The 24,280-nt window shown below is 61.3% G+C and carries 19 protein-coding genes and 1 pseudogene; 4 read left to right on the top strand and 16 right to left on the bottom strand.

What is annotated here, in order from left to right; genetic code table 11:
- The first annotated feature begins 120 nt into the window (after positions 1–120).
- Complete coding sequence (locus ACS4NR_RS08930; RefSeq protein WP_456019752.1) at positions 121–2,076, top strand: acetoacetate--CoA ligase; 1,956 nt, start codon at positions 121–123, stop codon at positions 2,074–2,076.
- Positions 2,077–2,187: 111 nt separating this feature from the next.
- Here the strand turns inward: ACS4NR_RS08930 and ACS4NR_RS08935 are convergent, their stop codons facing one another.
- Entirely contained in the window at positions 2,188–3,300 is a 1,113-nt protein-coding gene (locus ACS4NR_RS08935; RefSeq protein ID WP_166495938.1) for a PilT/PilU family type 4a pilus ATPase, read from the bottom strand.
- A gap of 133 nt (positions 3,301–3,433) precedes the next feature.
- On the opposite strand from ACS4NR_RS08935, the gene ACS4NR_RS08940 reads away from it, so the two are divergent.
- Positions 3,434–5,983: a PAS domain-containing protein gene (locus ACS4NR_RS08940; protein WP_456019754.1), complete on the top strand. Its 2,550-nt coding sequence runs from the start codon at positions 3,434–3,436 to the stop codon at positions 5,981–5,983.
- Between the two features lie 39 nt (positions 5,984–6,022).
- On the top strand, positions 6,023–6,298 hold the full coding sequence (locus ACS4NR_RS08945; RefSeq protein ID WP_003225447.1) for a peptidylprolyl isomerase: 276 nt from the start codon (positions 6,023–6,025) through the stop codon (positions 6,296–6,298).
- Positions 6,299–6,414: 116 nt separating this feature from the next.
- Here the strand turns inward: ACS4NR_RS08945 and ACS4NR_RS08950 are convergent, their stop codons facing one another.
- From ACS4NR_RS08950 to ACS4NR_RS08995, 10 genes and pseudogenes are all read right to left on the bottom strand, one after another.
- Complete coding sequence (locus ACS4NR_RS08950; protein WP_456019756.1) at positions 6,415–7,347, bottom strand: sugar kinase; 933 nt, start codon at positions 7,345–7,347, stop codon at positions 6,415–6,417.
- A gap of 130 nt (positions 7,348–7,477) precedes the next feature.
- Entirely contained in the window at positions 7,478–8,692 is a 1,215-nt protein-coding gene (locus tag ACS4NR_RS08955) for an amino acid deaminase (RefSeq protein ID WP_456019757.1), read from the bottom strand.
- Between the two features lie 43 nt (positions 8,693–8,735).
- The gene (locus ACS4NR_RS08960) at positions 8,736–9,500 is read right to left on the bottom strand and encodes an IclR family transcriptional regulator (RefSeq protein ID WP_027612656.1); all 765 of its coding nucleotides are present in this window, start codon (positions 9,498–9,500) and stop codon (positions 8,736–8,738) included.
- Between the two features lie 212 nt (positions 9,501–9,712).
- Entirely contained in the window at positions 9,713–10,102 is a 390-nt protein-coding gene (locus ACS4NR_RS08965; protein ID WP_007912330.1) for a RidA family protein, read from the bottom strand.
- Positions 10,103–10,131: 29 nt separating this feature from the next.
- Positions 10,132–10,929, bottom strand: coding sequence for an amino acid ABC transporter ATP-binding protein (locus ACS4NR_RS08970; RefSeq protein ID WP_456019758.1), 798 nt, complete (start codon positions 10,927–10,929; stop codon positions 10,132–10,134).
- Positions 10,926–11,588, bottom strand: coding sequence for an amino acid ABC transporter permease (locus ACS4NR_RS08975; protein ID WP_166495890.1), 663 nt, complete (start codon positions 11,586–11,588; stop codon positions 10,926–10,928). Before ACS4NR_RS08975 ends, ACS4NR_RS08970 begins: the two co-directional genes overlap by 4 nt.
- 9 nt (positions 11,589–11,597) lie before the next feature.
- Positions 11,598–12,260 carry an amino acid ABC transporter permease gene (locus ACS4NR_RS08980; RefSeq protein ID WP_456019759.1) on the bottom strand — a complete coding sequence of 221 codons (663 nt, stop codon included), beginning with the start codon at positions 12,258–12,260 and terminating at the stop codon, positions 11,598–11,600.
- A 51-nt stretch (positions 12,261–12,311) separates the two neighbouring features.
- Complete coding sequence (locus ACS4NR_RS08985; RefSeq protein ID WP_456019761.1) at positions 12,312–13,160, bottom strand: transporter substrate-binding domain-containing protein; 849 nt, start codon at positions 13,158–13,160, stop codon at positions 12,312–12,314.
- 283 nt (positions 13,161–13,443) lie between these two features.
- Positions 13,444–13,724: pseudogene (locus ACS4NR_RS08990) on the bottom strand (type II toxin-antitoxin system RelE family toxin).
- The gene (locus ACS4NR_RS08995) at positions 13,714–13,962 is read right to left on the bottom strand and encodes a type II toxin-antitoxin system Phd/YefM family antitoxin (RefSeq protein WP_456019762.1); all 249 of its coding nucleotides are present in this window, start codon (positions 13,960–13,962) and stop codon (positions 13,714–13,716) included. The pseudogene ACS4NR_RS08990 and the gene ACS4NR_RS08995 overlap by 11 nt, the downstream one beginning before the upstream one ends.
- 276 nt (positions 13,963–14,238) lie before the next feature.
- On the opposite strand from ACS4NR_RS08995, the gene ACS4NR_RS09000 reads away from it, so the two are divergent.
- Positions 14,239–14,667, top strand: a complete 429-nt coding sequence (locus tag ACS4NR_RS09000) for a thioredoxin family protein (RefSeq protein ID WP_456019763.1) — start codon at positions 14,239–14,241, stop codon at positions 14,665–14,667.
- Between the two features lie 167 nt (positions 14,668–14,834).
- Here the strand turns inward: ACS4NR_RS09000 and ACS4NR_RS09005 are convergent, their stop codons facing one another.
- The 5 genes from ACS4NR_RS09005 to cobN all read right to left on the bottom strand — a co-directional run bounded on the left by ACS4NR_RS09005 (position 14,835) and on the right by cobN (position 24,278).
- Positions 14,835–16,394, bottom strand: a complete 1,560-nt coding sequence (locus ACS4NR_RS09005) for a TerC family protein (RefSeq protein ID WP_456019764.1) — start codon at positions 16,392–16,394, stop codon at positions 14,835–14,837.
- A gap of 415 nt (positions 16,395–16,809) precedes the next feature.
- Positions 16,810–18,456, bottom strand: coding sequence for a phospholipase D-like domain-containing protein (locus tag ACS4NR_RS09010; RefSeq protein WP_456019765.1), 1,647 nt, complete (start codon positions 18,454–18,456; stop codon positions 16,810–16,812).
- Between the two features lie 172 nt (positions 18,457–18,628).
- The gene (locus tag ACS4NR_RS09015) at positions 18,629–19,360 is read right to left on the bottom strand and encodes a vWA domain-containing protein (protein WP_456019766.1); all 732 of its coding nucleotides are present in this window, start codon (positions 19,358–19,360) and stop codon (positions 18,629–18,631) included.
- Positions 19,288–20,286 (bottom strand): ATP-binding protein, encoded by a 999-nt coding sequence (locus ACS4NR_RS09020; protein WP_456019767.1) that lies wholly within the window; start codon positions 20,284–20,286, stop codon positions 19,288–19,290. The genes ACS4NR_RS09015 and ACS4NR_RS09020 overlap by 73 nt, the downstream gene beginning before the upstream one ends.
- A gap of 143 nt (positions 20,287–20,429) precedes the next feature.
- Positions 20,430–24,278 carry a cobaltochelatase subunit CobN gene (gene cobN, locus ACS4NR_RS09025; protein WP_456019768.1) on the bottom strand — a complete coding sequence of 1,283 codons (3,849 nt, stop codon included), beginning with the start codon at positions 24,276–24,278 and terminating at the stop codon, positions 20,430–20,432.
- Positions 24,279–24,280 lie beyond the last annotated feature (2 nt).

Consider the following 24,280-nt stretch of genomic DNA (forward strand, 5'->3'; position numbering starts at 1 on the left):
GAAGCCGCCCCCGACAATTTACGACTGCTGCGCAGCCGATCGGGAGCAAGCTCCCTCGCCACAGAATTAAGTGCTGCACCTCGGCCTGCGTGCTTGAACAACACAACAAGAGGCAAACCAATGTCCGACCTCCTCTGGCAACCCGATGCCAAGCGTATCGCCCAATCGCGCATGGATCAGTTCCGCCGCGATATCAATCAGCGTCATGGCCTGGCGCTGAGCAGCTACACCGACCTGCACCGCTGGAGCGTGGATCAGCGCGAAGCGTTCTGGCAGGCGATCGTCGACTGCTTCGACATCCGCTTTCACACCCAGCCCGACGCCGTCCTGCGTGAAGGCGCACAGATGCCCAGTGCCGAATGGTTTCCCGGCGCGACCCTGAACTTTGCCGAACACTTGCTGCGCCGTCGTGACGATGCCGTTGCAGTGATCGCCGTGGCGGAAAACGGTCAGCGCGAACAGCTGACCTGGGCCGAGCTGGCCGAACACGTCGCCGGTTTTCAGGCCAGCCTGCAAGCCGCCGGTGTCGGACTCGGCGACCGGGTGGCCGCGTGCATGCCCAACACCTGGCAGACCCTGGTGGCGATGCTTGCGACCACCAGCCTCGGCGCGATCTGGTCGTGCTCCTCGCCGGACTTCGGCACCCACGGTGTGATCGACCGTTTCGGCCAGATCGAACCCAGAGTGTTGATCACCTGCGCCGGCTACCGTTACGCCGGTAAAGACATCGACCAGACCACCAAGGTCAACGAAATCCTCGCACAACTGCCGTCGCTGCAGCACTTGATCATCGTGCCCTATGCTCGCACGCAGGCCCGTGCCGAGGATTACCGAACCCACGCCAACGTGACGTTGTGGGGCGATTTCTACCAACCCGGCGGCGAGCCGCGTTTTGTTCCGGTGCCGTTCAATCACCCTTTGTACGTGCTGTATTCCAGTGGCACCACCGGCGTGCCCAAATGCATCGTGCACAGCACCGGCGGCGTGCTGCTGCAGCATGCCAAGGAGCATGGGCTGCACGTCGATCTCGTCCCCGGTGACCGGTTGTTCTACTACACCACTTGCGGCTGGATGATGTGGAACTGGCTGGTTTCGGCCCTCGCCGTCGGCAGCGCGGTGGTGTTGTATGACGGCTCGCCGTTTCACCCGGATAACCAGCGCTTGCTCGATCTGATCGACGATGAGCGCATCAGTGTGTTCGGCACCAGCCCCAAGTTCCTCGCAACACTGGAAAGCAGCGGCATCAAGCCTGTGCACAGCCACGATCTGAGCAGCCTGAAGACCTTGCTCTGCACCGGCTCGGCGCTGTCGCCACAGAGCTATGACTACGTCTACCGCGACTTCAAGCGCGATGTGTGCCTGGCGTCGATGTCCGGCGGCACCGATGTGGTGTCGTGCTTCGTCAACGGCAACCCGCTGTCGGCGGTGCGCCAGGGCGAAATCATGGGCAAGAGCCTGGGCATGGCCGTTGAAGTGTGGAACGACGCCGGCGTTGCCGTGGTCGGCGAAAAAGGCGAACTGGTCTGCACCCGGCACTTCCCGGCGATGCCCGTCGGTCTGTGGCACGACCCTGACGGAGAAAAGCTGCGCAAATCCTATTTCAGCCTGTTCCCCGGTGTCTGGGCCCAGGGCGACTACGCCGAGCAACTGCCCCACGGCGGGATGCTGATCCACGGCCGCTCCGACGCCGTGCTCAACCCCGGCGGCGTGCGCATCGGCACGGCGGAAATCTATCGTCAGGTCGAGAAAGTCCCGCAGGTGCTGGACAGCGTGGCAATCGGGCAGCAATGGCAGGACGATGTGCGCGTGGTGCTGTTTGTCCGTCTGCAGGATGGCGTGACGCTGGATGAGGCCCTGCAACAGCAGATCCGCCAGGTGATCCGCGCCAACACCACGCCGCGCCACGTGCCGGCGAAGATCGTCGCGGTGACCGATATTCCGCGCACCATCAGCGGCAAGGTGGTGGAACTCGCGGTGCGCAATGTGGTGCATGGCGAGCCGGTGAAAAATACCGATGCGCTGGCCAATCCCGAAGCGCTGGAGCAGTTTCGCAATCGCCCGGAATTGTCGGACTGATCCCAATCCCTTGTGGGAGCGGGCTTGCTCGCGAAGGCAATCTGTCAGTCGATAACAATGTGACTGATACACCGCTTTCGCGAGCAAGCCCGCTCCCACAGGGGTGAGGTGTTAATCCATCAAGCCCCAGTCGCCTGATGATGAGGGCGCGGGCGCTGGCCCCGCTTCGGCATGCAGCTTCAAACGCAGCCGCAGATTGTTCTGCGAATCGGCATGTTTGAGCGCTTCGTCTTCACTGATGACGCCCTCCACCACCAGCCCGTACAACGCCGCGTCAAAGGTCTGCATGCCGGCCTCGCCAGACTTCTCCATGATGCCCTTGAGTTCGCCCAACTCGTTGCGGCGGATCAGGTCGGCGATGGTCGGGGTGCCGAGCATCACTTCGACCGCCGCCCGCCGCTGACCGTCCAAAGTGCGCACCAGCCGTTGCGAGACGAACGCCTTGAGATTGTTGCCCAGTGCATGCAGCAACTGCGGGCGGCGCTCTTCGGGGAACAGATTGACGATACGGTCCAGCGCCTGATTGGCGTTGTGCGCATGCAGCGTCGACAGCACCAGGTGCCCGGTGTCGGCGAATGTCAGCGCGTGCTCCATGGTTTCGCGATCGCGAATTTCGCCGATCAGCACCACGTCCGGCGCCTGGCGCAGGGTGTTTTTCAGCGCCGCATGGAAACTGCGGGTATCGACGCCGACTTCGCGTTGATTGATGATCGAGCGCTGGTGTCGATGGATATACTCCACCGGGTCTTCGATGGTGATGATGTGCCCGCTGCTGTGGCGGTTGCGGTGATCGATCAATGCGGCCAGCGAGGTGGATTTGCCGGAGTCGGTGGCACCAACGAACAGGATCAGCCCTTGTTTGAGCATTACCGTTTCCTGTAACACCGGCGGCAGCTTAAGGTCTTCGAAACGCGGAATATCGAGTTTGACGTTGCGGATCACGATTGACACGTCGTTGCGTTGCTTGAAGATGTTCACCCGAAAACGTCCGATGCCCGTACGGGAAATTGCCAGGTTCATTTCCAGATCCCGATCGAACTCGCGCCGCTGCTCGGCGTCCATCAGTGAGCTGGCGATCGCTTCGACCTCACCGGGCTTGAACGGCCGCTCGCTGAACGGCGTCAGCACGCCGTCGATGCGCGCACTGGGTGGCGCTCCCGTGGACAGGAACAGGTCAGAGCCGTGCTGGCTCGACAGACGGAGCAACAGTGCATCGATTTCCATGGCAATAAGCACCCGCGAAGCATTCAATGAACAGAAATGACCCGCTGTCGTGACGTAACGGGTCATACAGCGTCTACCGCAAGTGCAAGAATAGTAGATGCCAACGCACTGACCGACGCTCAGGATAGATGTGATGAACGCAACACCCTCCCCCGATGACGCCCAAGCCCTGATCGCCCGTATCGACTGGAGTCGCACGCCGTTGGGCGCTTCTGGCACCTGGCCGCAAAGCCTGCGCACCGCGGTGGACATCGTGATTCACTCGCCGATGCCGATGCTGCTGTTGTGGGGGCCGCAGCTCACGCAAATCTACAACAACGGCTTTGCGATGCTCGCCGGGAGCAAGCATCCGCACGCTTTCGGACAGCCGGCGCACCTTATATGGCCGGAACTTCAGGACTTTACCGACCCGATTTATCGAGCCGTCCTACAAGGCCAGGTGCGCACCTACAGCGAACGGCGATTTACCCTGCAACGCGAAGGCGTAGAGTCTGACTTCTGGCTGGATCTGACCTACAGCCCCATCCGCGATGAAAACACTCAGGTGGCCGGGATCCTGGTGACCGCCATCGAAACCAACGAACGCCGGCGCATCGCCCTCGAATTGCAACGCCGTTCCGAAGAAAGCCTCAAGGCCCAGCGCGACACTGAAGAACGCCTGCAACTGGCGCTGGCCGCCACCGATGCGGTCGGCACCTGGGACTGGGACATCGGCGAAGACCGTTTCATCGCCGACGCCCATTTTGCCCAGTTGCACGGCATCGATCCGGCCCACGCCAGCCAGCTACCGATCAGCGACTACCTGCAAGGCGTGCACCCCGAAGACCGCGCGTTGATCGCCCGCAGCATCAAGCATTGCATTACCCACGGCACCGAATACGCCGAGGAATACCGCCTGCTGAAAGCCGACGGCGAACTGCGCTGGGTGTTTGCCCGGGGCCGCTGTTACAAGGATCACCACGGGCGACCGGTGCGTTTCCTCGGCGCCGCGCTGGATCTGACCGAGCGCAAGCACACCGAGCAGGCGCTGCGTCAGAGCCAGACGGAATTGCAGCTGATCATCAATGCAATGCCGATCCTCATCAGTTACGTCGACCACGAAGAGCGCTTTCGCCTGAACAACGCGGCGTATCTAGACTGGTACGGCCTCACGCCGCAGGAGTTGTATGGCCGCACCATTCGCGAAGTGATCGGCGAAGAAGCCTACTTCCTGCGCGCGCCGTATATTGCCGAAGCGCTGGCCGGGCGGCCCTGCTCGTTCAGCCTGTACACCCCGCATCGCGACGGCAGCAGCCGGCATGCGCTGATGAATTACCTGCCGCGCCACGGCGCCGATGGCTCAGTCAACGGTTTCTATATTTTCGTGATCGACGAATCCGAACGGAAGAAGACCGAAGAAGCCCTGCGCAATCTCAATGAAACCCTGGAGGAACGGGTCAGCGCCCGTACCGAACAACTGGCCCAGGCCAATCAGCGTCTGCAGAACGAGATGTTCGAACGCGAGCGCGCCGAAGATGCGTTGCGCCATGCACAGAAAATGGAAGCGGTCGGCCAGCTCACCGGCGGTATCGCCCACGACTTCAACAACATGCTCACCGGGATCATCGGCAGCCTTGACCTGATGCAGCGTTACATCGCCGATGGCCGCGCCGATGAAATCGGCCGTTTCACCGAAGCGGCGGTGTCGTCGGCCAACCGAGCGGCGGCGCTGACCCATCGCTTGCTGGCGTTCTCCCGTCGGCAGTCGCTGGACCGCAAGACCCTCAACGTCAACGAACTGATTCATTCGCTGGAAGATTTGATCCGCCGCACCAAGGGCGACCCGATCGAACTCACGCTGCGCCTGGCCGACGACGTGTGGCCGATCAGTACCGACGTCAGCCAACTGGAAAATGCTTTGCTCAACCTGGTGATCAACGCCCGCGACGCCATGCCCGATGGCGGCGAGCTGCTGATCGAAACCGCCAACGTCTACCTCGATGGCAACGACATCACCACCCTCGAACCGGTCAAGGCCGGCGACTACCTGATGCTGGCGGTCAGCGACAACGGCACCGGTATGACGCCGTCGGTGCGCGCCAAGGCGTTCGATCCGTTCTTCACCACCAAACCGATCGGCCAGGGCACCGGGCTGGGGCTGTCGATGATTTATGGCTTCGCCCAGCAGTCGGGCGGGCATGTCAGCCTCGACAGCCTGCCGAATCAGGGTACCTGTGTGCGCTTGTACTTGCCGCGCCTGAACCTGCTGGAACCCGAACGGCCTGTCGTGGAAACCCTCGGTGCAGCGCCGACGGCCACTTGCGGGGAAACCGTGGTGGTGGTTGAGGATGACCCGGCGGTGCGCATGCTGGTGCTCGATCTGCTCAAGGAGCTGGGTTACCTCGCCCACGAAGCCGCCGACGCCAGCGCCGCCCTGCCGCTGCTGGAATCGGAGCTGCGTGTGGATCTGCTGGTGACCGACGTCGGCCTGCCGGGGATGAACGGCCGGCAACTGGCGGAAATCGCCCGCCAGCATCGTCCGGGCCTGAAAGTGCTGTTCATGACCGGTTACGCGCAGAAAGCCGCCGAGCGTCAGGGCTTTCTCGAGGATGGCATGGACATGGTGGCCAAGCCGTTTTCGATTGAAGTGCTGGCCAACAAGATCCGCGAGATGATCAACCAAACGCCGTCACTTGAGGCATAATCCCGCGCCCCGCCGTCACCCCGTTACAGGTATCGCACGATGAAAGCCCAAGCCCGCCATATTCTGGTGAAAACCGCCGAAGAGGCCGAACAGCTCAAACAACGCATTGCCAAGGGCGAAGCGTTTGATGTGCTGGCGAAGAAATACTCGACCTGCCCGTCCGGCAAGCGCGGCGGTGATCTGGGTGAAGTGCGGCCGGGGCAGATGGTCGGTGCGATTGATGCGGTGATCTTCAAGAAGCCGCTGCGCACGGTGCATGGGCCGATCAAGAGCAAGTTCGGCTATCACCTGGTGCAGGTGTTTTTCCGCGATTAAGTGCTTTGCTTTCGGGCCTCTTCGCGAGCAAGCTCGCTCCCACAGTCTGGAATGCGGTCCCCTGTGGGAGCGGGCTTGCCCGCGAACCGATTGCGCAGCAAGCGGCCATCCACCGCTTACCTGGGAATCAATGCCCCCGGCACCTGAATCACCCGACTTGCCAGCCAATGCCCCGCCTGCGCCGCCTCGACCGGACTGCCCCCCAGCAAACGCCTGGCCAGATACGCCGCACTGAACGAATCCCCCGCCGCCGTGGTGTCCACCACCTTCTCGACCTGCTGCGCCGGCACTTCGAGCGCCTCGCCATCACAACGAATCAGACACGCCTCGGCGCCACGCTTGAGCACCACTTCCGGGGTGCCGATCTGCGCGTACGCCTCGAACACCGCCTCGCAATCGGCAAAATGGAACAGCGCCTGCTCGTCATCGACGGTCAGCAACGCCAGATCAACATGCGGCAACACGCTGCGATAGGCCGCCCGCGCCTCTTCCGGTGAGGCCCACAAGCGTGGCCGATAGTTGTTGTCGAAGACGATCCGCGCATCGCGCTGGCGGGCTTCGATCAGGGTCTGGATCAAGCGCTCGCGGCCCTTGGCCCCCAGCACTGCGAGGGTGATGCCGCTGAAATACAGCACATCGTAGTCCGGCAGCGCCGCCAGAATCGGCTCGGCCGCCGGGGTCGTGAAGCAATCGCGCACCGCCGCCTCATTGCGCCAGTAGAGGAAACGCCGCTCGCCGTTGGCGTCGGTCTGGATGCAGTACAAGCCGGGCAAGCGACCGGGCAAACGCTGGACGAGATCCAGGCCAATGCCTTCATCGGCCCAACTCTGGCACATGGCATCGCTGAAGCTGTCGTCGCCGAGCGCGGTGACGTAGTCGACCTGGGCTTTGTCGCCGAGGGCGCGGGACAAGTACACCGCGGTGTTCAAGGTATCGCCGCCGAAGCTTTGCTGCAGGCTGCCATCGGCGCGGTGCTGGAGTTCGATCATGCACTCGCCGATCAGGGCGATGCGCGGGGTGTTCGGGCCCAGGGGGCTGAGGGTGGTCATTGGGAGGTGTCTCTGGATAATCATCGGTGTTTGGGCGGCCCTCATCGCGAGCAGGCTCACTCCTACAATTGGAATGCGTTCCCCTGTAGGAGTGAGCCTGCTCGCGATGGGCGCGACTCGGTCTGAAGCCTTAGAAACAAGTTTCCATACTCTCGACCACCATCAACTGCTCATCCACCAGCAACCCCACCCGCCACTTGTCGAAGGTCAGGCACGGGTGCGAGGTGCCGAAGGAAATGATGTCGCCCACCCGCAACTCAACCCCCGACGCCACGCTCATGAACGCATGCTGATCCATCACCGCCGTCACTTTGCACGCACTAACGTCATCGCCGACTGCCGGCACCACGCCGGCCTTGTAACGCAGCAACGGCACCGGCAGGCCGGCATCGAACGCCACGTCGCGCTTGCCCAGGGCGATCACCGCAAAACCCGGCTCTGGCAACGATTGCACGTGCGCCCAGACTTCCAACGCCGGACGCAGGCCTTCGTGCAGATCGCTGCGACGATCCAGCACACAGCACTGCGCTTCCTTGTAGATGCCATGGTCATGCGCCACGTAGCTGCCCGGGCGCAGCACACTGAGGAAGCGTCCGCTCGCGTTCTGCGCTTCGAACGATTCGGCGATCAGGTCGTACCACGCCGACCCCGAGGCAGTGATGATCGGCTTGGCAATGGCAAACGCGCCGCTGTCCTGCAGTTGTACCGCCAGTCGCACCAGCGATGCGGCGAACTCGCGAATACCGCTGACCGCGTGATCGCCGTGGATTACCCCTTCGTAACCCTCGATACCGGTCAGGGCCAGCGCCGGTTGCGCATTGATCGCCTGGGCCAGCGCGATGACTTCCTGCTCGCTGCGGCAACCGCAGCGGCCACCGACCACGCCGTACTCGATCATCACATTCAACTTCACTCCGCGCGAGGCGAAGTAGACGCCGAGATCGGCGACGTTGTCCGGGTGATCAACCATGCAGTAGAAATCGAAATCGGCATCGGCCAGCAGATCGGCAATCAGTGCCATGTTCGGCGTGCCGACCAGTTGGTTGGCCATCAACACCCGGCGCACGCCGTGGGCGTATGCGGCGCGGGTCTGGGTGGCGCTGGCGAGGGTGATGCCCCAGGCGCCCGCGTCGAGCTGACGCTGGAACAGCGCCGGGGTCATGCTGGTCTTGCCGTGGGGCGCGAGCTCGGCGCCGCTGTCGCTGACGAACTTCTGCATCCAGCGAATGTTGTGCTCCAGCGCCTCGCGGTGCAGCACCAGCGCCGGCAGGCTGACGTCACGCACAAGGTGTGCGCCAATGGCAGCGTCGCCCTTTTCCACAGCGGTATTGATGGCAGTCGTCATGCTTGAACTCCTCGCATTCAGTCGCGGCCGCAAGCAGCCGCGGTTATTCGTTGATACGCCGGGCGAGGCTGTTGGCACTCTCGATCAGCACCCGGCGATAGTCGTCGTAATTGTTTTTCGCATCGGCCCGTGGGGCGACGATGCACAGGGTGCAGATGGCCACGCCACTGGGGTCTTTGACCGGCGCGGCGAAGCAATGGGTGAAGGTGTCGGCCACGCTGTCGAACGAGAAGAATCCGTCGATGCCGGCCTGGCGGATCTCCGCCAGAAAGCGTTCCAGCGGCAGGCGCTCGCCGTCGGGCAGGATGTAGTCGTCTTCGTCGATCAGGTCGATGATCTGCTGATCACTCAAATGCGCCAGCAACAGGCGCCCGGATGCGGTCCACGGGATTGGCGCGTTTTCGCCAATGTCGGACGAAATGCGGAAATGCCGCTCGCCCTCCTTCATCAGCGCCACCGTGTATTTGCGCCCGTTGAGCAGGCACATCTGCGCGGTTTCGCGGGTCTGGCTGACGATCTCCTGCAAGGCGTGATCGGCCTCGCGACTGAGGTCGAAGTGACGCAGGTGCGCCTGCCCGAGGAAGTACAACTGACGACCGAGATAAACGTGACCGTCCTTGCCCACCGGCTCCAGAATCCGTCGCTCCAGCAGCGACGCCACCAGCTCGTAGACCGTGGATTTCGGGCTGCCGATACCGTTGGCGATGTCGTTCGGACGCAGCGGCTGGCCGATTTCCTTGAGGAAATCGAGGATATCGAACGCCCGGTCCAGACCGCGGGCCCGGCGTTTGATGGTGTCTTCGGTCATGTCAGTGGTTCCCATAAGAAGTGCCGGGATGGTAACTGGCCTGAGGTGTTGTGTCAGTTGGATCGAGGCCCTCACCCCCCGCCCTCTCCCGGAGGGAGAGGGAGCCTGACCGGATCGATGCAAAAAGAACTGATATACACCAGACTCCGTATCGATAGGGATCAGTCCCCTCTCCCTCCGGGAGAGGGTTAGGGTGAGGGAGAGCCTTTTACTCAAGCCTTTTTCTTGTACGCAATGCAATCGATCTCGACCTTGCAATCGACCATCATGCTCGCCTGCACACAGGCCCGTGCCGGGGCGTGTTCCGGTTTGAAGTACTCGCCGAAGACCTTGTTGAAACTGCTGAAATCCCGCGGGTCATCCAGCCATACGCCAGCGCGCACCACATCTTCCAGGCCGTAACCGGCCTCTTCGAGAATCGCGATCAGGTTCTTCATGGTCTGGTGGGTCTGCTCGACGATGCCGCCAACGATGATCTCGCCATCCACCGCCGGCACCTGGCCGGACACATGCAGCCAGCCATCCGCTTCAACAGCGCGCGCGAAGGGACGGGGCTGGCCACCAGCGGCCGTGCTGCCGGTGCCGTATCGAGTAATGCTCATGGGTACTTCTCCTGATTACAAAGCAAAAATTAGAACCGCGTGCTCTTGAGAAACTCAGCCAGACGTGGCGATTGCGGGCGTTCGAACAGTTCCTTGGGCGGCCCCTGCTCTTCGATCCGCCCCTGATTCATGAACACGATCTTGTCCGAAACCTCGAAGGCGAAACGCATTTCGTGGGTCACCAGCAACATGGTCATGCCGTCTTCGGCCAGGCCCTTGATCACGTTCAGCACTTCACCGACCAGTTCCGGATCAAGGGCCGAGGTGACTTCGTCGAACAGCATCAGGCTCGGGTTCATCGCAATCGCCCGGGCAATCGCCACACGCTGTTGCTGCCCGCCGGACAACTGCCCGGGAAAGTGATTGCGCCGCTCCAGCAGGCCGACCCGTTCCAGCCATTTCTCGGCCAGCACCACGGCTTCGTCCTTGTGCATTTTCTTTACCTTGAGCAGACCGAGAGTGACGTTCTGCAAGGCGGTCAGATGCGGGAACAAGTTGAATTGCTGGAACGCCATGCCGGTCATCGCGCGATGGCGGGCGATGACTTTTTCGGCGTGACGCACACGTTTACCGCCGACCTCGTCATAGCCGATGGACTCGCCGTCGAGCAGGATCTGCCCGCCCTGAAACTCTTCGAGCATGTTCACGCAACGCAGCAAGGTGGTCTTGCCCGAACCGCTGGAACCGATCAGCGTCACGACGTTGCCGCGCTGCATGCTCAGATCGACGCCCTTGAGCACTTCGACTGCGCCGTACTGCTTGTGCAGGCCACGGATGTCCAGCAGCGGCTGAGCGTTGTGAACGTTGGAAACTTGAGCTTGAGTCATGGCAGGGCCACCCGCTTTTCAATATGCCGGCCGAGTAATTCGATGCCGTAGTTGATGACGAAGAACAGAAAACCGGCGAACAGGTAAAACTCCAGGGTCATGAAAGTCCGGGCGATGATCTGTTGGGTGCTGAGCAGTAGTTCGGCAACGCCGATCACCGAGAGCAAGGTCGAAGCCTTGACGATTTCGGTGGACGAGTTGACCCAGGTCGGCAGGATTTGCCGCAACGCCTGGGGCAACAGCACGTAACCGAGGGATTGATAAAACGTCAGGCCGATCGCCTTGCTCGCTTCCATCTGCCCGCGTGGCAATGCCTGCAAGGCACCGCGCACGATCTCGGCAACGTGCGAGCCGCAGAACAGCGTCAGACCCAGCGCACCGGCCTGAAACGCGCTGATCTGCCAGCCCAGCGCCGGCGCCATATAGAAGCAGGCCAGCACCAATACAAACACCGGCGTGCCGCGAATAATGTCGACATAAAAGCGGAACGGCGCGCGCATCCAGAACTTGCCGTAAGTCAGCACCAGACCGGTGACGACGCCGAGCAGCGTGCCGAACAGAATCGCCAGCGCCGACACCTGCACACTGGTCAGAAAACCTTGCAGCAACGTCTCGCGTGCCACCCATAATTCATGCAACCAACTGGGAGATTGGTACATCGCAGCCTCCTATCGGCGGATCGCCAGACGCTGCTCGAGGTAACGCAGCAGCATGGCAATGAGGTAACAGGCCGCGACATACAACGCCGTGGTCACCAGCCAGGTTTCAATCACCCGGTAGCTCTCGACGTTGATCTTGCGCGCGTAATAAGTCAGCTCCGGCACCGCAATCGCGGCGGCCAACGAGGTGTCCTTGAACAGCGAGATGAAGTTGTTCGACAGCGCCGGCAACACGTTGCGCAGCATCACCGGCACGGTGACGTAGGCCTTGACCTGCCACTCACCGAGACCGATCGCCAGCCCGGCTTCGCGCTGGCCTTTGGGAATGCTCAGCAAGCCGCCACGGAACACTTCGGTCAGATAGGCACCGGCATACAGCGACAGCGTGATGATGAATGACGAGATCTTGTCCAGACGGATCCCCAGGCTCGGCAAGGCAAAGTAGATCAACAGAATCAACACCAGAATCGGCGTGTTACGCACCACCGTGACGTACACCGAGGCCAGCACCCGCAAGGCGCGATGCTTCGAGAGCAAGGCAAACGCCATCAGCAGGCCGATCAAGCAGCCGATGGCGATCGACACCAGCGCCAGTTCAAGACCCAGACCGAGCCCGGCCAGCAAGGTGTCGAAATCGCGCCATACGGCAGCAAAGTTCAACTGATAGTTCATGGTCAGCAGTACCTTGAGCGGGGCGCGTGCAGGCGCCCCACTCTCACGGGATCATTTGAATTCGACAGGGAAACCGATCGCCGGCGACGGCAGGTCGACACCGAACCATTGCTTGAAGGATGCCGCGTAAGCCGGGAACTCAACGCCGGTCATAGCTTCATGCAGGGCGGTGTTGACGAAGTTCAGCCAGTCCTGATCGCCGCGTTTGACTGCGCAGGCGTAGGTCTGTGGGCTCCAGGCGTAGGTCGGGCTGCGGTAGCGGCCAGGGTTCTGCACCATCAGGTATTTGACCGACGACTGATCGGTGGCAGCGGCATCAGCACGGCCGGAGTTCACCGCCTGATACATCAAATCGACACTGTCGTACTGATCGACCTTGGCCTTGGGCAGCGCCTGATGCACCAGTTCTTCGGCATAGACGTTTTGCAGCACGGCCACGGTGACGCTGTCGCCAGCGGCCTGCAGGTCTTCGATTTCCTTGTACTTGCTGTTGGCCGGCAGCAGCAGGCCGACACCTTCGCGGTAGTACGGCAGGGTGAACGCCACTTGCTGCGCACGACTGGCGGTAACGGTGATGAACTGGCAACTCATGTCGACCTTGTCGGTCAGCAGATTGGGAATTCGCGCGTCGGACGACTGCACGACGAACTCGACTTTGCTCGGGTCATTGAACAGCCCTTTGGCCACCATCCTGGCGATGTCGATATCAAAGCCCTGCAACTTGCCGTCCGCACCCTGAAAGTGCCACGGCGCATTGGTGCTGCCGGTGCCGACAATCAGCTTGCCCCGGGCCAGAACACTGTCGAGCTTGCTATCGGCTGCCTGGGCCATGCCCATCACAGCGGACGAAGCCGCAAGAACAAAAACACACGCTTTGAACAACGAAGGACGGCGATGCATGGCAAGCACTCCAGGATGATGTTTATTCCGCTATACCGGAACACGGTTTGTTACTACGGAATAGACAGCAGAAAGTGTGCCACAGGAATTGCAGGGAATCTGTATAGGGGTTAAATGTTTTTGGAATCAACGGGATGCAGGAAATGCGAAAAAGGAGTCAGGTGCGGGTACTGATAGGCTGCGCTACCTTAGGCTACAAATAACGAGTAGCAGGTTCCCAGATGGAGCACGAAGGGCTACTTCGGTGCAGTGGTTAGCGATTGAAGGGGCCAGCTCTCCATATCTATCGGCAAGCGGCTTTGTCGTAGACCTCTCCCCGCTCTCTTCTCCCTACCGCAATCACGGTAACAACCAAAACCTCGTTCTTTACGCGATAGACCAGCCTGTATCCAGCACTGCGAAGCTTGATTTTGTAGGCGTTTCCCAACCCTCGGAGTCGATCGGCAGGAACGTGAGGATTGATCAGACGTGTAGAGAGCTTTTTCTTGAACTGATCCTGAAGTGCTGAATCAAGCTTTTTCCATTCCCTCCAGGCTTTTCGGAAAACTCCGGCTCATAGGTCATCTATAGAGACCTTGATGGTGGGATCGTTTTCTCGCTCCTTGCATAGTGCGATCAGTTCCAGATCCTCAAGACGATTCATCATCGCCTCATACTCCTTTACGGGAACACAATAAAACGCTGGCTCATTTCGATTGAGGATTGCAACAGATTGGCCGCCACCGGCGGCCACGGTACCCATGGGGTTTCTTTTCAATTCAGAAATACTCGCAACGATATTAGAAAGGACTACGTGAGTCATGATGGTGCTCCTTGGAGTGCTGTTAATGGTGCTTAAAATAGCACTCCAAGACGGCTTCGACGCCTATCGCTTATTACCGCCTTCTCTTTTATTGAGTGAAAAAAGGTATCACGTCCCGACATTCCACATTTCCGGGCTTCGTGTCGGGCTGGTCCTTCATAAAAGTGGGAAAAATCTCGCGAATCCACAGGCCACCTGTAATTTCTGACAGTAGACCTGTTCTTCACCCTTCTTTAACGTCATCGAACCTTCGAGGTCGTTGAAAAGGAGTTCTCAATGAGCGCTGCCAATACCATTTCCAATCTGGCCCCGGTTTACCGCAAAGCCCTGAAAACCTGGCGCCCGGTGATCCTGTATTTCGCCAATCAACACTGCCCCGCCTGCGAATGGGCCGGGCCGATTTTTCGTCAGATTGCCGAGCCGTACCGTCATCGCGCCAATATCTACATGCTTAACACCCGTGAGTCGCCGCGCCATCCGCTGGTTACCGGCACGCCGACGGTGCTGTTCTACACGAACGGCAGGCTGGTGAAAAAACTCAAGGGCATCGGCACAGAGGAAACACTGGCGGCGGATTTTGCCCGGCATATTGGCAGGACCAGGGCACCGCTAGTGCAGCAGAAACCAAGGCATGACCTGCCGTGGTTGCGCCGCACATTGAGCAGGCTCTGCACAATCACGCGTGCGCATCGGCGGGTGATTTGAGGCAGTGCATTTCCCGTAATCGTTGCGGCGTCTGACACATCGCTTTCGCGGGCAAGCCCGCTCCCACAGGGGGTCAACGTTGTTCACACATTTCGTGTACGACGCGTGCACTGTAGAAGCGGGCTTGCCCGCGAAGGGGTCGGCACCGTCAGCGCAAGGCTGCTGCCTTACGCAGAATCGCGCACCAGCAACACCCGCGTCACCCGTCGTTCCTCAACGGCTTTGACGGTCATTTGCCAGCCTTCGTACTGCAGCCGGTCGCCCTTCATCGGCAAGCGATCCAGCAGGCTCATCACCAGTCCGGCCAAGGTCTGATAGTCCTCGGTCGGTTCGGCGCCGAACCCGGTGCGCTGGCGAACACGCGTCAGGTTCAATGCGCCGCTGACGACAAAACCGCCCTGCTCCTCGATCACGTCCGGGCCTTCGACTTCGCTGGCATCGGGCAGTTCGCCGGCAATCGATTCGAGGATGTCGGTCATGGTCAACACGCCGACGAAGTCACCGAATTCGTTGACCACGAAGGCGATGTGGGTCGACGCCGCGCGCATCTGTTCCAGCGCATTGAGGATCGAATAGCTGTCGAGCAGGTTGATGGTCTTGCGTGCCAGGTGCTCCAGATTCGGCTCGGTACCGGACAGGTACTCCTTGAGCAGCTCTTTCTTGTGCACGAAGCCCAACGGTTCATCCACCGCGCCGTCGCGAATCAGCGGCAGACGCGAATACGAAGAGTGCATCAATTTTGTGCGAATCGTTTCGGCGTCGTCGGCCAGATCGATGGTGTCGACGTCCGCGCGTACGGTCATCAGATTACGAATCGGCCGCTCGGCCAGTTGCAGCACGCCACTGATCATCACTCGCTCGCGGCGGTCGAACAGCTCCGCACTCGGGGCTTCGCCGTCATCCAGCAGGTCGGAGATTTCCTCGCCGACCTCCTCCGCCTCCAGCTTGCGCCCGCCCAGCAGACGCATTACCGCGTGGGCCGTGCGCTCACGTATGGGGCGCAGGCCTTGCATCGAACGCTTGCGCCGGGCCCGGGCGATCTGGTTGAACACCTCGATCAGGATCGAGAAACCAATCGCCGCATACAGATAACCTTTCGGGATGTGGAAACCCAGGCCTTCGGCGGTCAGGGCGAAACCGATCATCATCAGGAAGCCCAGACACAGCATGATCACCGTCGGGTGCGCATTGACGAAGCGGGTCAGCGGCTTGCTGGCGACGATCATCAGGCCGATGGAAATGATCACCGCGATCATCATCACCGCCAGTTCATCGACCATGCCGACGGCGGTGATTACCGCGTCCAGCGAGAACACCGCGTCGAGCACCACGATCTGCGCCACGATCGGCCAGAACAGCGCGTAAGCGGCGTTGGTCGAGCGCTGGCCGACGTGGCCTTCGAGTCGTTCGTGCAGCTCCATGGTGGCCTTGAACAACAGGAACACACCACCGAACAGCATGATCAGGTCACGGCCGGAGAAGCTCTTGTCGAATACCTCGAACAATGGCTGCGTAAGAGTGACCAGCCAGGAAATACTCGCCAACAGGCCCAGACGCATGATCAACGCCAGCGACAGGCCGATGATTCGCGCACGGTCGCGCTGATGCGGCGGCAGTTTGTCCGCCAGAATCGCGATGAACACCAGGTTGTCGATACCCAGCACCAGTTCCAGCACGATCAGAGTCAACAGGCCTAACCAGGCCGTGGGATCCGCTAACCATTCCATAAAATGTCTCGATCTCTCTTCAGTGAATTCAGGCTGCCGGGCACGGCAAAGTGCAACGCGAAGGCTCTGAAGCCGCGTTGTCAACGATAGACGGGTGTCGGAAAACCGGATGCTGCGAGTGCGTCAAGACCGCGCCATGGCGCGTGGAGAAGGTACGACTGGGAGGCTCCAAGAGGGTGTTCATGCAAATCCTGAATGAAAAATGGCCTTGGAGCGTACAGGCTCAAGGCACATTTTCTACAGCGGCAAATCATTTCAAAATCTGTAAGAGCACAAGAAATGTGATTTTCCTGCAGGCCCTTTCGCGAGCAAGCCCGCTCCCACATTGGATCTTCTTTGAACTCAGAACCTGCGTCCGACGAATAACCCCTGTGGGAGCGGGCTTGCTCGCGAAGGGGTCATCAAACACACCACATCATCGCCCGGCAAAGCGCAAGCGCGACAACTGCCGCAGATCGCCCTCTACGTAATAATCATGAGTCCAGCTGTCATCCACCGCCAACGGACTCACCTGCTTCAGCGCCAGCTTCTTCGCGAAATAGCGAAAGCGGTAATGCTCATAAAACCGCAGCAATTCCAGGCCATAGCGATCAGCCAGATCGGTGTCGCCACGAATGATCAGGAAGTTCTCGTCATTGCCGTTACTGGCCGAGGTGCTGAAGTTGTGGCTGCCGCTGATAATCGTCGGGGTATCGCTGGTGAAATCGCTGACCACCGCTTTGGTGTGCACCAGCAGGTTACCCTTCTGGCCTTTCATGTTTTCCTTGAGCCAGCCTTCCAGACCGGTGTTCAGCAATGCCGTAGCGGCGAATTCGGCGGAACGATCGGCGTGAAATCCAGTTATACGGCTCGCGGTGTTTTGCAGACCGTAACGCAGGATATCGTCATGCGGTTTGCCGAGCAGCGCGTTGAGAATCGCATCCGGCAGGCTGAACGCGGTGACGAACAACACGTCCTTTTTCGCCGCCTCGATGATCTCGACGAACTCGCGCAAATCAGCCCCGCCGCGACGTGGCGAGAACCCGGCGAACAGCGGCTGCGCGGAGTCCATCGGATTGTGCTCGGTGATCCAGTTGCGCGTCGCGCCGACGTCGGCGGGATTGGCCCAAACCTCTTCGAACGTTTGCAAATACCGCGTGGCAATCGTCTCATCGTCGAGCGTATGCACCACATTGGCCTGGCGATAAACACCATTGGCGGTGAAATTGGTGCTGCCGCACAGCACGGCCTGCGGTTGACGCTGACCCGCGCCATCGACACGGCTGAGGACGATGAATTTGTTGTGGAAAATATTGTGAGTGACCCGGCCACGTTTGTTCGCCTCAGGCAACCTGGCGAGGTTCTCTTCGTTGAAGGTTGTGCCAGGGTCATCAGGCTGGGCGTGATACAGCACGCGCACCTGAACCCCTCGGGCAAATGCCGAGTTCACTGCGTCGACAATCGCCTGCAACTGATACTCGTAGATCGCAATATCCAGCGCCCACTGCGCGTCCACCGCACGTTCGATAAAGCCCAGCAATCGCTCCAGCAGTCCGTTCTCCAGCCACAGCCGCGCCGCGTCGGGCCAGGCTTCGATGGGCAGATTTTTGTTGGCGCTGATTTGCGCGTCAAGGTCGGGAAACTTGCGCTGGAAGGCCTGACTGGCGGCCACGGCACGGTTGAAGATCACGCTCTGGTTGGCCGGATGACCGTTGTCACTGGTGATGCTCAGCGCCAGCGATTCGCCCAGTTGCGGCGCGTCCGCCGTGCCATAGGCCAGATGCACGCGATAGTGCATCGTCGTGCCCGGATTGACAGCGTAATCGGCCCAGCGGAATTTCTGCAGCGGCGCTTTATCGCTGGGCGTGGCGTGATATTGGGGGAACGTGTGTGCCTTGCCGGGAAACGTCAGGCTGTTGAACAGAAACAACCACGGTTTGTCGCCCTGCTGCTTTTCGATGGCAAACCCGAGCAGGCCTTTGCGTTGCGGCTCAGCCAGATCCATGGCCAGCAGCACGCCATTGGTGCCAGCGTAGGCTTTGACGCGGAAATCGTCCTGAGGATTGGCGACCAATACCCGCATGGTTCACTCCTTGTGATTGGGCTGGGGTGGAGCATAGAGCAGCGCTGCAAGTTTGGATGATATCCGTTTGAACCGAGGTGACCTCTTCGCGAGCAAGCCCGCTCCCACAGGTAAAGCAGCGTTCACAATGCTTGTGGGAGCCAGCCTGCTCGCGAAGAGGCCCGCTCAGACTTCACACATCATCGATATGCCGATATTCCGCATTCAGCGCCGTCGCTAATTCCCGCGCCCGTGCCAGGCGGATCGGCCCACGCTCAATGTCGATCAACAATCCCGGACACTCCAGCGGCGGTATCGACGGCAAGGCTTTCAAACGCCCGTCCGTCACCACCAGCACGCGCTGCTGCTCGGCCGGGAAGCGCTTTTGTCGCTGGGTCAGCCATTGCTGTGCCTGCGTCAACGCTGCCACTAGCGGCGTTCCACCGCCCGCCCCTAGCGCCTCCAGCCAGGTACGCAAGCCACTCGACGCCTTCAACCCTTGTACTTGCCATTTCGGCACGCTGCCGCTGGCGGTCAGCAGGGCCAGTCGCGCCCGTTGCCGATAAGCATCATCGAACAATTGCGCGAGCAAGCCCTTGGCATCGCTCAGCGCCTGATGCCTACGGGTCGAAGCCGAGGCATCGACGATCACCAGCCACAGTTCGTGGGGAGTTCGAGTGCGCAACTGGAACTGCAGATCGTCGCGAGTCTGCGGCCGACCGTTGAGCAGCGTGCCCGGCCAGTTCACCAGACCGCTGCGCGCAGCGTGGCGCTGGCCCTGGCGTCCGTGGTCGAGGCGTCCGGCACGAGGTCTGGCATTCGCCCCCGCGTCGGATCGGGGACGAATGCCGGTTACTTTTTTGGCCAGCTCGGCACTTCGCGGCGAGCGCCAGTGGCCAGTGCCGGAGCGGGCATATCGCCCCACTGCCCCTGGCCCTCGCTTGACTCGGCTTGCGTATTGGCCGAATTCTGCGCGGGTGGCTGCGGACTGGAAGAAGAGGACTCTCTACGGCGATGACGCAGGGCGAATTCCGCGACCGCGTCGATATCCTGCTCGGCAATCGCTGCCGCGCCGCGCCATGCCGCGTGCGCACGGGCCGCACGCAGCCAGACCAGATCGGCACGCAAGCCATCGACACCCGCCGCAAAGCAACGCTCGGTGATGCTCGCCAACGCGTCGTCATCCAGCGCAATGCTCGCCAAGGCGATGCGCGCCTGTTCACAGCGTTCGCGCAGTGCCTGTTGCTGGGCTTCCCACTGTGCGCAGAACGCTTGGGGATCGCTGTCGAAATCCAGGCGGCGGCGGATGATCTGCCCGCGTTCGGTTGGCGCGGTGTGGCCGCTGAGGGCGACGTTCAGGCCGAACCGGTCAAGCAGTTGCGGACGCAGTTCACCCTCTTCCGGGTTCATCGTGCCGATCAATACAAATCGCGCCGAATGCCGATGGGAGATGCCGTCGCGCTCGATCAGGTTGGTGCCGCTGGCCGCCACATCGAGCAGCAGGTCCACCAGATGATCGGGCAGCAGGTTCACTTCATCGACGTAGAGCACGCCGCCGTCAGCTTTGGCCAAAACACCGGGGGAAAACTGCGCCCGCCCTTCACTCAGGGCCGCGTCGAGATCGAGGGTGCCGACCAGACGTTCCTCGGTGGCGCCCAGTGGCAGCGTGACAAACTGACCGCTGGCGAGCAGATCGGCCAAGCCACGGGCCAAGGTCGACTTGGCCATGCCACGCGGGCCTTCGATCAGCACGCCACCGATTTTCGGGTCGATGGCGGTGAGGCACAGGGCGAGTTTCAGGTCATCGGCGCCGACCACGGCGGAGAGCGGGAAATGCGGGGTGTCGGTCATCTTCAATACTCGGTCATGGTCGGTGTGGATTCATTTCAATGTAGGAGTGAGCCTGCTCGCGATAGCGGTGGGTCAGCGACAAATAGGTTGGCTGATACACCGCTATCGCGAGCAGGCTCACTCCTACAAAATGTTGTGGTGTGTCAGGTGTCTTCTTCTATATCCAGCAACAGGTTTTCCAGGGCTTCTTTATAGGCCCCGGGTTCCTGCCACATTCCACGTTGTTGTGCTTCGAGCATGCGCTCGGTCATATCACGCAGCGCATGCGGATTGTGCTCGCGGACAAAGTCGCGGGTCGCCGGGTCGAGCAAGTAGGCGTCAGCTAACAACGCGTACTGATGATCGTCGATCAGTTGCGTGGTGGCGTCGAAAGCGAACAGGTTATCGACTGTCGCCGCCAGTTCGAAGGCGCCTTTATAGCCGTGCCGTTTGACCCCGTCGATCCATTTCGGATTGGCCGCCCGCGAGCGGATCACCCGATTGAGCTCTTCTTTCAGGGTACGGATTTTCGGCAGATCCGGCTGGCTGTGATCGCCGTGATAACTCGCCGCTGCTTCGCCACGCAGGGTTTCCACCGCCGCGAGCATGCCGCCCTGGAACTGGTAATAGTCATTGGAATCGAGCAAGTCGTGCTCGCGGTTGTCCTGGTTCTGCAACACCGCCTGCACCTGGCTCAGGCGCTGGACGAACTGCTCGCGGGCGGCGGTGCCTTCGTCAGAACCACCGTACGCGTAGGCACCCCAGTTCAGGTAGACCTCGGCCAGATCTTCGCGGCTCTGCCACAGACGCCCATCGATGGCGCCCTGCACGCCCGCGCCGTAAGCACCGGGTTTGGCACCGAAGATCCGCCAGCCGGCCTGGCGCCGCGCCGTATCGGCATCCAGCCCCGATTGCAAAAGCGCCTCGCGCTCGGCACGCACTTTCGCCGCCAGCGGATTAAGGTCATCCGGTTCATCCAGCGCCGCTACCGCTTGCACGGCCGCGTCGAACAGCCGAATCAGGTTGGCAAAGGCATCGCGGAAGAAGCCCGAGACCCGCAGCGTGACATCGACCCGTGGCCGGTCGAGCAGGCTCAGCGGCAGAATCTCGAAGTCATCAACGCGCTGACTGCCGGTGGCCCACACCGGGCGCACGCCCATCAGCGCCATGGCCTGGGCGATGTCATCACCGCCGGTGCGCATGGTCGCGGTGCCCCACACCGAGAGGCCGAGCTGGCGCAGGTGATCGCCGTGATCCTGAAGGTGCCGTTCGAGAATCAGCGTGGCGGACTGGAAACCGATGCGCCACGCGGTGGTGGTCGGCAGGTTACGCACGTCCACCGAGTAGAAATTGCGCCCGGTGGGCAGCACGTCGAGACGACCACGGCTGGGTGCGCCGCTTGGGCCGGCGGGGACGAAGCGGCCGTTGAGGGCGTCGAGCAGGCCGCGCATTTCAGCGGGGCCGCAGGCGTCGAGGCGTGGGGCGACGACTTCCCGCAGATTGTCCAGGATCGCGCTCACTTCAGCCCCCCTCGGTTCCTGTAGGAGTGAGCCTGCTCGCGATGGCGTCATGTCAGGCAATTCACTGTTGAATGACACACCGCTATCGCGAGCAGGCTCACTCCTACAAGGGGCGTGCAATGTTTCGGAGATCAGGTGGGTGGCGAACAGTTCGAGGCGTTCGCGGGTGTCACCGGCGGTGCGCCAGATTTCGTCGCTGACGCTTTGCAGCTCCGGCGGGCGCGGGCCGTTCCACGGGTCGGCAAGTGCGCAATCCAGCGGATCAAACTCCAGCTCGAAGGCCTTGACCAACGCCCGCAGCAGACTCGACTGCGCGCCCTTGCCGTCGCCACGCGGGATGCGCAGCAAGGCCAGCAAGGTATCAATGCGCAAACGTCCGGTCGGCGACTCGCCGAAAATGTGCAGGCCATCGCGGATCTGCGATTCCTTCAGATCACACAGATAGGTGTCCAGACGCGGCAGCCAGATCGCGGCGTCGGCGTCGCTGTCCATGCCCGCGTCGAGTTGCAGTTCGCGGTCGATCTGCGTCTCGCGCACCAGTTGCAGGATGTCGCGCTGCAGCTCCCGCGCACGACGCGGATCGAGCAGTTGCGCTTCGTAATATTCGTCGGCCAACAGTTCCAGATTGCGCAACGGGCCGTAGGTTTCGGCGCGGGTCAGCGGCGGCATCAGGTGGTCGATGATCACCGCTTGCGTGCGCCGTTTGGCCTGCGCGCCCTCGCCCGGGTCGTTGACGATAAACGGATAGATGTTCGGCAGCGGTCCGAGCAGTGCATCGGGCCAGCAATTCTCCGAAAGGCCGACGCCCTTGCCCGGCAACCATTCGAGGTTGCCATGCTTGCCGACGTGAATCACCGCGTGCGCGCCGTAGGTGTTGCGCAGCCAGAAATAGAACGCCAGATAGCCGTGCGGCGGCACCAGATCCGGGTCGTGATACACCGCGCTCGGATCGACCTGATAACCGCGCGCCGGTTGAATGCCGACGAAGGTCAGGCCAAAACGCAGACCGGCGATCATCATTCGCCCGTCACGGCACATCGGATCATTTTGCGGCGCGCCCCAGCGTTCCAGCACTGCCGCGCGATTGGCCTGCGGCAGCGCATTGAACATCGCCAGATAGGCGTCCATCGCCAGGCTTTGCTGGCACGGACGCAGGTCGATGCTGTCGAGATCGTTGCTGACGCCGCCGAGCAATTGCTGGATCAGTTCGGTGCCGCTGTCCGGCAACTCCGCCGTCAGCGGGAAGCCTTCCGCCTGCAACGCGCGCAGGATATTCAATGCCGCCGCCGGCGTATCGAGACCGACGCCATTGCCGATCCGGCCGTCGCGAGTCGGGTAGTTGGCGAGGATCAGCGCGATGCGTTTTTCCGTGTTCGGCAGCCGCGCCAGATCGCTCCAGCGCCGCGCCAGTTCAGCGACGAAATCCATGCGTTCGGGTTGCGCCCGGTAGCAGACCACGTCGGACTGGCTGCGCTCGCTGCGCCAAGCCAGGTCCTTGAAGCTGATCGGCCGGCTGATGATGCGCCCGTCAAGTTCCGGCAAAGCGATGTGCATCGCCAGATCTCGCGGGCCAAGGCCCTGCTCGCTGTCGCGCCAACCGGGTTCGTTGTCCTGGGCGCAGATCGCCTGAATCACCGGAATATTGCGCCGGAACGGGCGCAGATGCGGCGCTTCCGGGCTGGATTGCGCGAACCCGGTGGTGTTGAGAATCACCGCCGCCTCGACCTCGTCCAGCCAGTCCTCGACCACACTGAGGCAGCCGGGTTCTTTCAGGCTGGCGACGCCAATCGGCAACGGATTGAGCCCTGCCGCCTGCAAGCGCTGGCAGAACACATCGATGAACGCGGTGTTGGCCGCCTGCAAATGCGAGCGATAAAACAACACCGCCGCGACCGGTTGACCGGGCAGCCATTCGGCTTGCCAGTCGCTCAGTGCGGCGGTGTTTTTCTGTGGGTGGTAAATCGCCGTACGCGGCAGCGCCTGCGGTTCGCCCCAGGCGTAGTCGCGCGCCAGCCAGCGGTTGGCCAGACAATGAAAGAAATCCAGCGCATTGCCCATGCCGCCCTGACGCAGGAACTGCCAGAGGCGGTCGCGATCCTCGGCGGGCACGGTGCTCAGGTCACTGAGCTCCGGATCGGGACGATCATCGCCCGGCACCAGAATCACCTGCACCCCGCGCTCGGACAACTCCACCAGACGCTCGACACCGTAACGCCAATAGGCAATGCCGCCGTGCAACGAAATCAGAATGACCTTGGCGTGACGCAGCACTTCATCGACATACAAATCGACCGAAGCATGATTCTGCACCTGCATCGGATTGGCCAGACGCAGGTTCGGGTAATCCTCGGGCAGTTGCTGCGCCGCTTCGGCGAGCAGCGCCAGGCTGGAATCGCCGCTGCACAGGATCACCAGCTCGGCGGGGGTTTGTCCAAGGTCGGCAATGTTGTCATCCGACACGAAACCGCCGGGCTGGGTCCTGAGCAGGTGCATGG

The sequence above is a fragment of the Pseudomonas sp. JQ36 genome (assembly GCF_053851495.1).

What these genes read in the sequence shown, in the direction of transcription:
- ACS4NR_RS08930 (WP_456019752.1), top strand. Translation starts at nt 121, where the DNA reads ATGTCCGACCTCCTCTGGCAACCCGATGCCAAGCGTATCGCCCAATCG.
- ACS4NR_RS08935 (WP_166495938.1), bottom strand. Translation starts at nt 3,300, where the DNA reads ATGGAAATCGATGCACTGTTGCTCCGTCTGTCGAGCCAGCACGGCTCT.
- ACS4NR_RS08940 (WP_456019754.1), top strand. Translation starts at nt 3,434, where the DNA reads ATGAACGCAACACCCTCCCCCGATGACGCCCAAGCCCTGATCGCCCGT.
- ACS4NR_RS08945 (WP_003225447.1), top strand. Translation starts at nt 6,023, where the DNA reads ATGAAAGCCCAAGCCCGCCATATTCTGGTGAAAACCGCCGAAGAGGCC.
- ACS4NR_RS08950 (WP_456019756.1), bottom strand. Translation starts at nt 7,347, where the DNA reads ATGACCACCCTCAGCCCCCTGGGCCCGAACACCCCGCGCATCGCCCTG.
- ACS4NR_RS08955 (WP_456019757.1), bottom strand. Translation starts at nt 8,692, where the DNA reads ATGACGACTGCCATCAATACCGCTGTGGAAAAGGGCGACGCTGCCATT.
- ACS4NR_RS08960 (WP_027612656.1), bottom strand. Translation starts at nt 9,500, where the DNA reads ATGACCGAAGACACCATCAAACGCCGGGCCCGCGGTCTGGACCGGGCG.
- ACS4NR_RS08965 (WP_007912330.1), bottom strand. Translation starts at nt 10,102, where the DNA reads ATGAGCATTACTCGATACGGCACCGGCAGCACGGCCGCTGGTGGCCAG.
- ACS4NR_RS08970 (WP_456019758.1), bottom strand. Translation starts at nt 10,929, where the DNA reads ATGACTCAAGCTCAAGTTTCCAACGTTCACAACGCTCAGCCGCTGCTG.
- ACS4NR_RS08975 (WP_166495890.1), bottom strand. Translation starts at nt 11,588, where the DNA reads ATGTACCAATCTCCCAGTTGGTTGCATGAATTATGGGTGGCACGCGAG.
- ACS4NR_RS08980 (WP_456019759.1), bottom strand. Translation starts at nt 12,260, where the DNA reads ATGAACTATCAGTTGAACTTTGCTGCCGTATGGCGCGATTTCGACACC.
- ACS4NR_RS08985 (WP_456019761.1), bottom strand. Translation starts at nt 13,160, where the DNA reads ATGCATCGCCGTCCTTCGTTGTTCAAAGCGTGTGTTTTTGTTCTTGCG.
- ACS4NR_RS08995 (WP_456019762.1), bottom strand. Translation starts at nt 13,962, where the DNA reads ATGACTCACGTAGTCCTTTCTAATATCGTTGCGAGTATTTCTGAATTG.
- ACS4NR_RS09000 (WP_456019763.1), top strand. Translation starts at nt 14,239, where the DNA reads ATGAGCGCTGCCAATACCATTTCCAATCTGGCCCCGGTTTACCGCAAA.
- ACS4NR_RS09005 (WP_456019764.1), bottom strand. Translation starts at nt 16,394, where the DNA reads ATGGAATGGTTAGCGGATCCCACGGCCTGGTTAGGCCTGTTGACTCTG.
- ACS4NR_RS09010 (WP_456019765.1), bottom strand. Translation starts at nt 18,456, where the DNA reads ATGCGGGTATTGGTCGCCAATCCTCAGGACGATTTCCGCGTCAAAGCC.
- ACS4NR_RS09020 (WP_456019767.1), bottom strand. Translation starts at nt 20,286, where the DNA reads ATGACCGACACCCCGCATTTCCCGCTCTCCGCCGTGGTCGGCGCCGAT.
- cobN (WP_456019768.1), bottom strand. Translation starts at nt 24,278, where the DNA reads ATGCACCTGCTCAGGACCCAGCCCGGCGGTTTCGTGTCGGATGACAAC.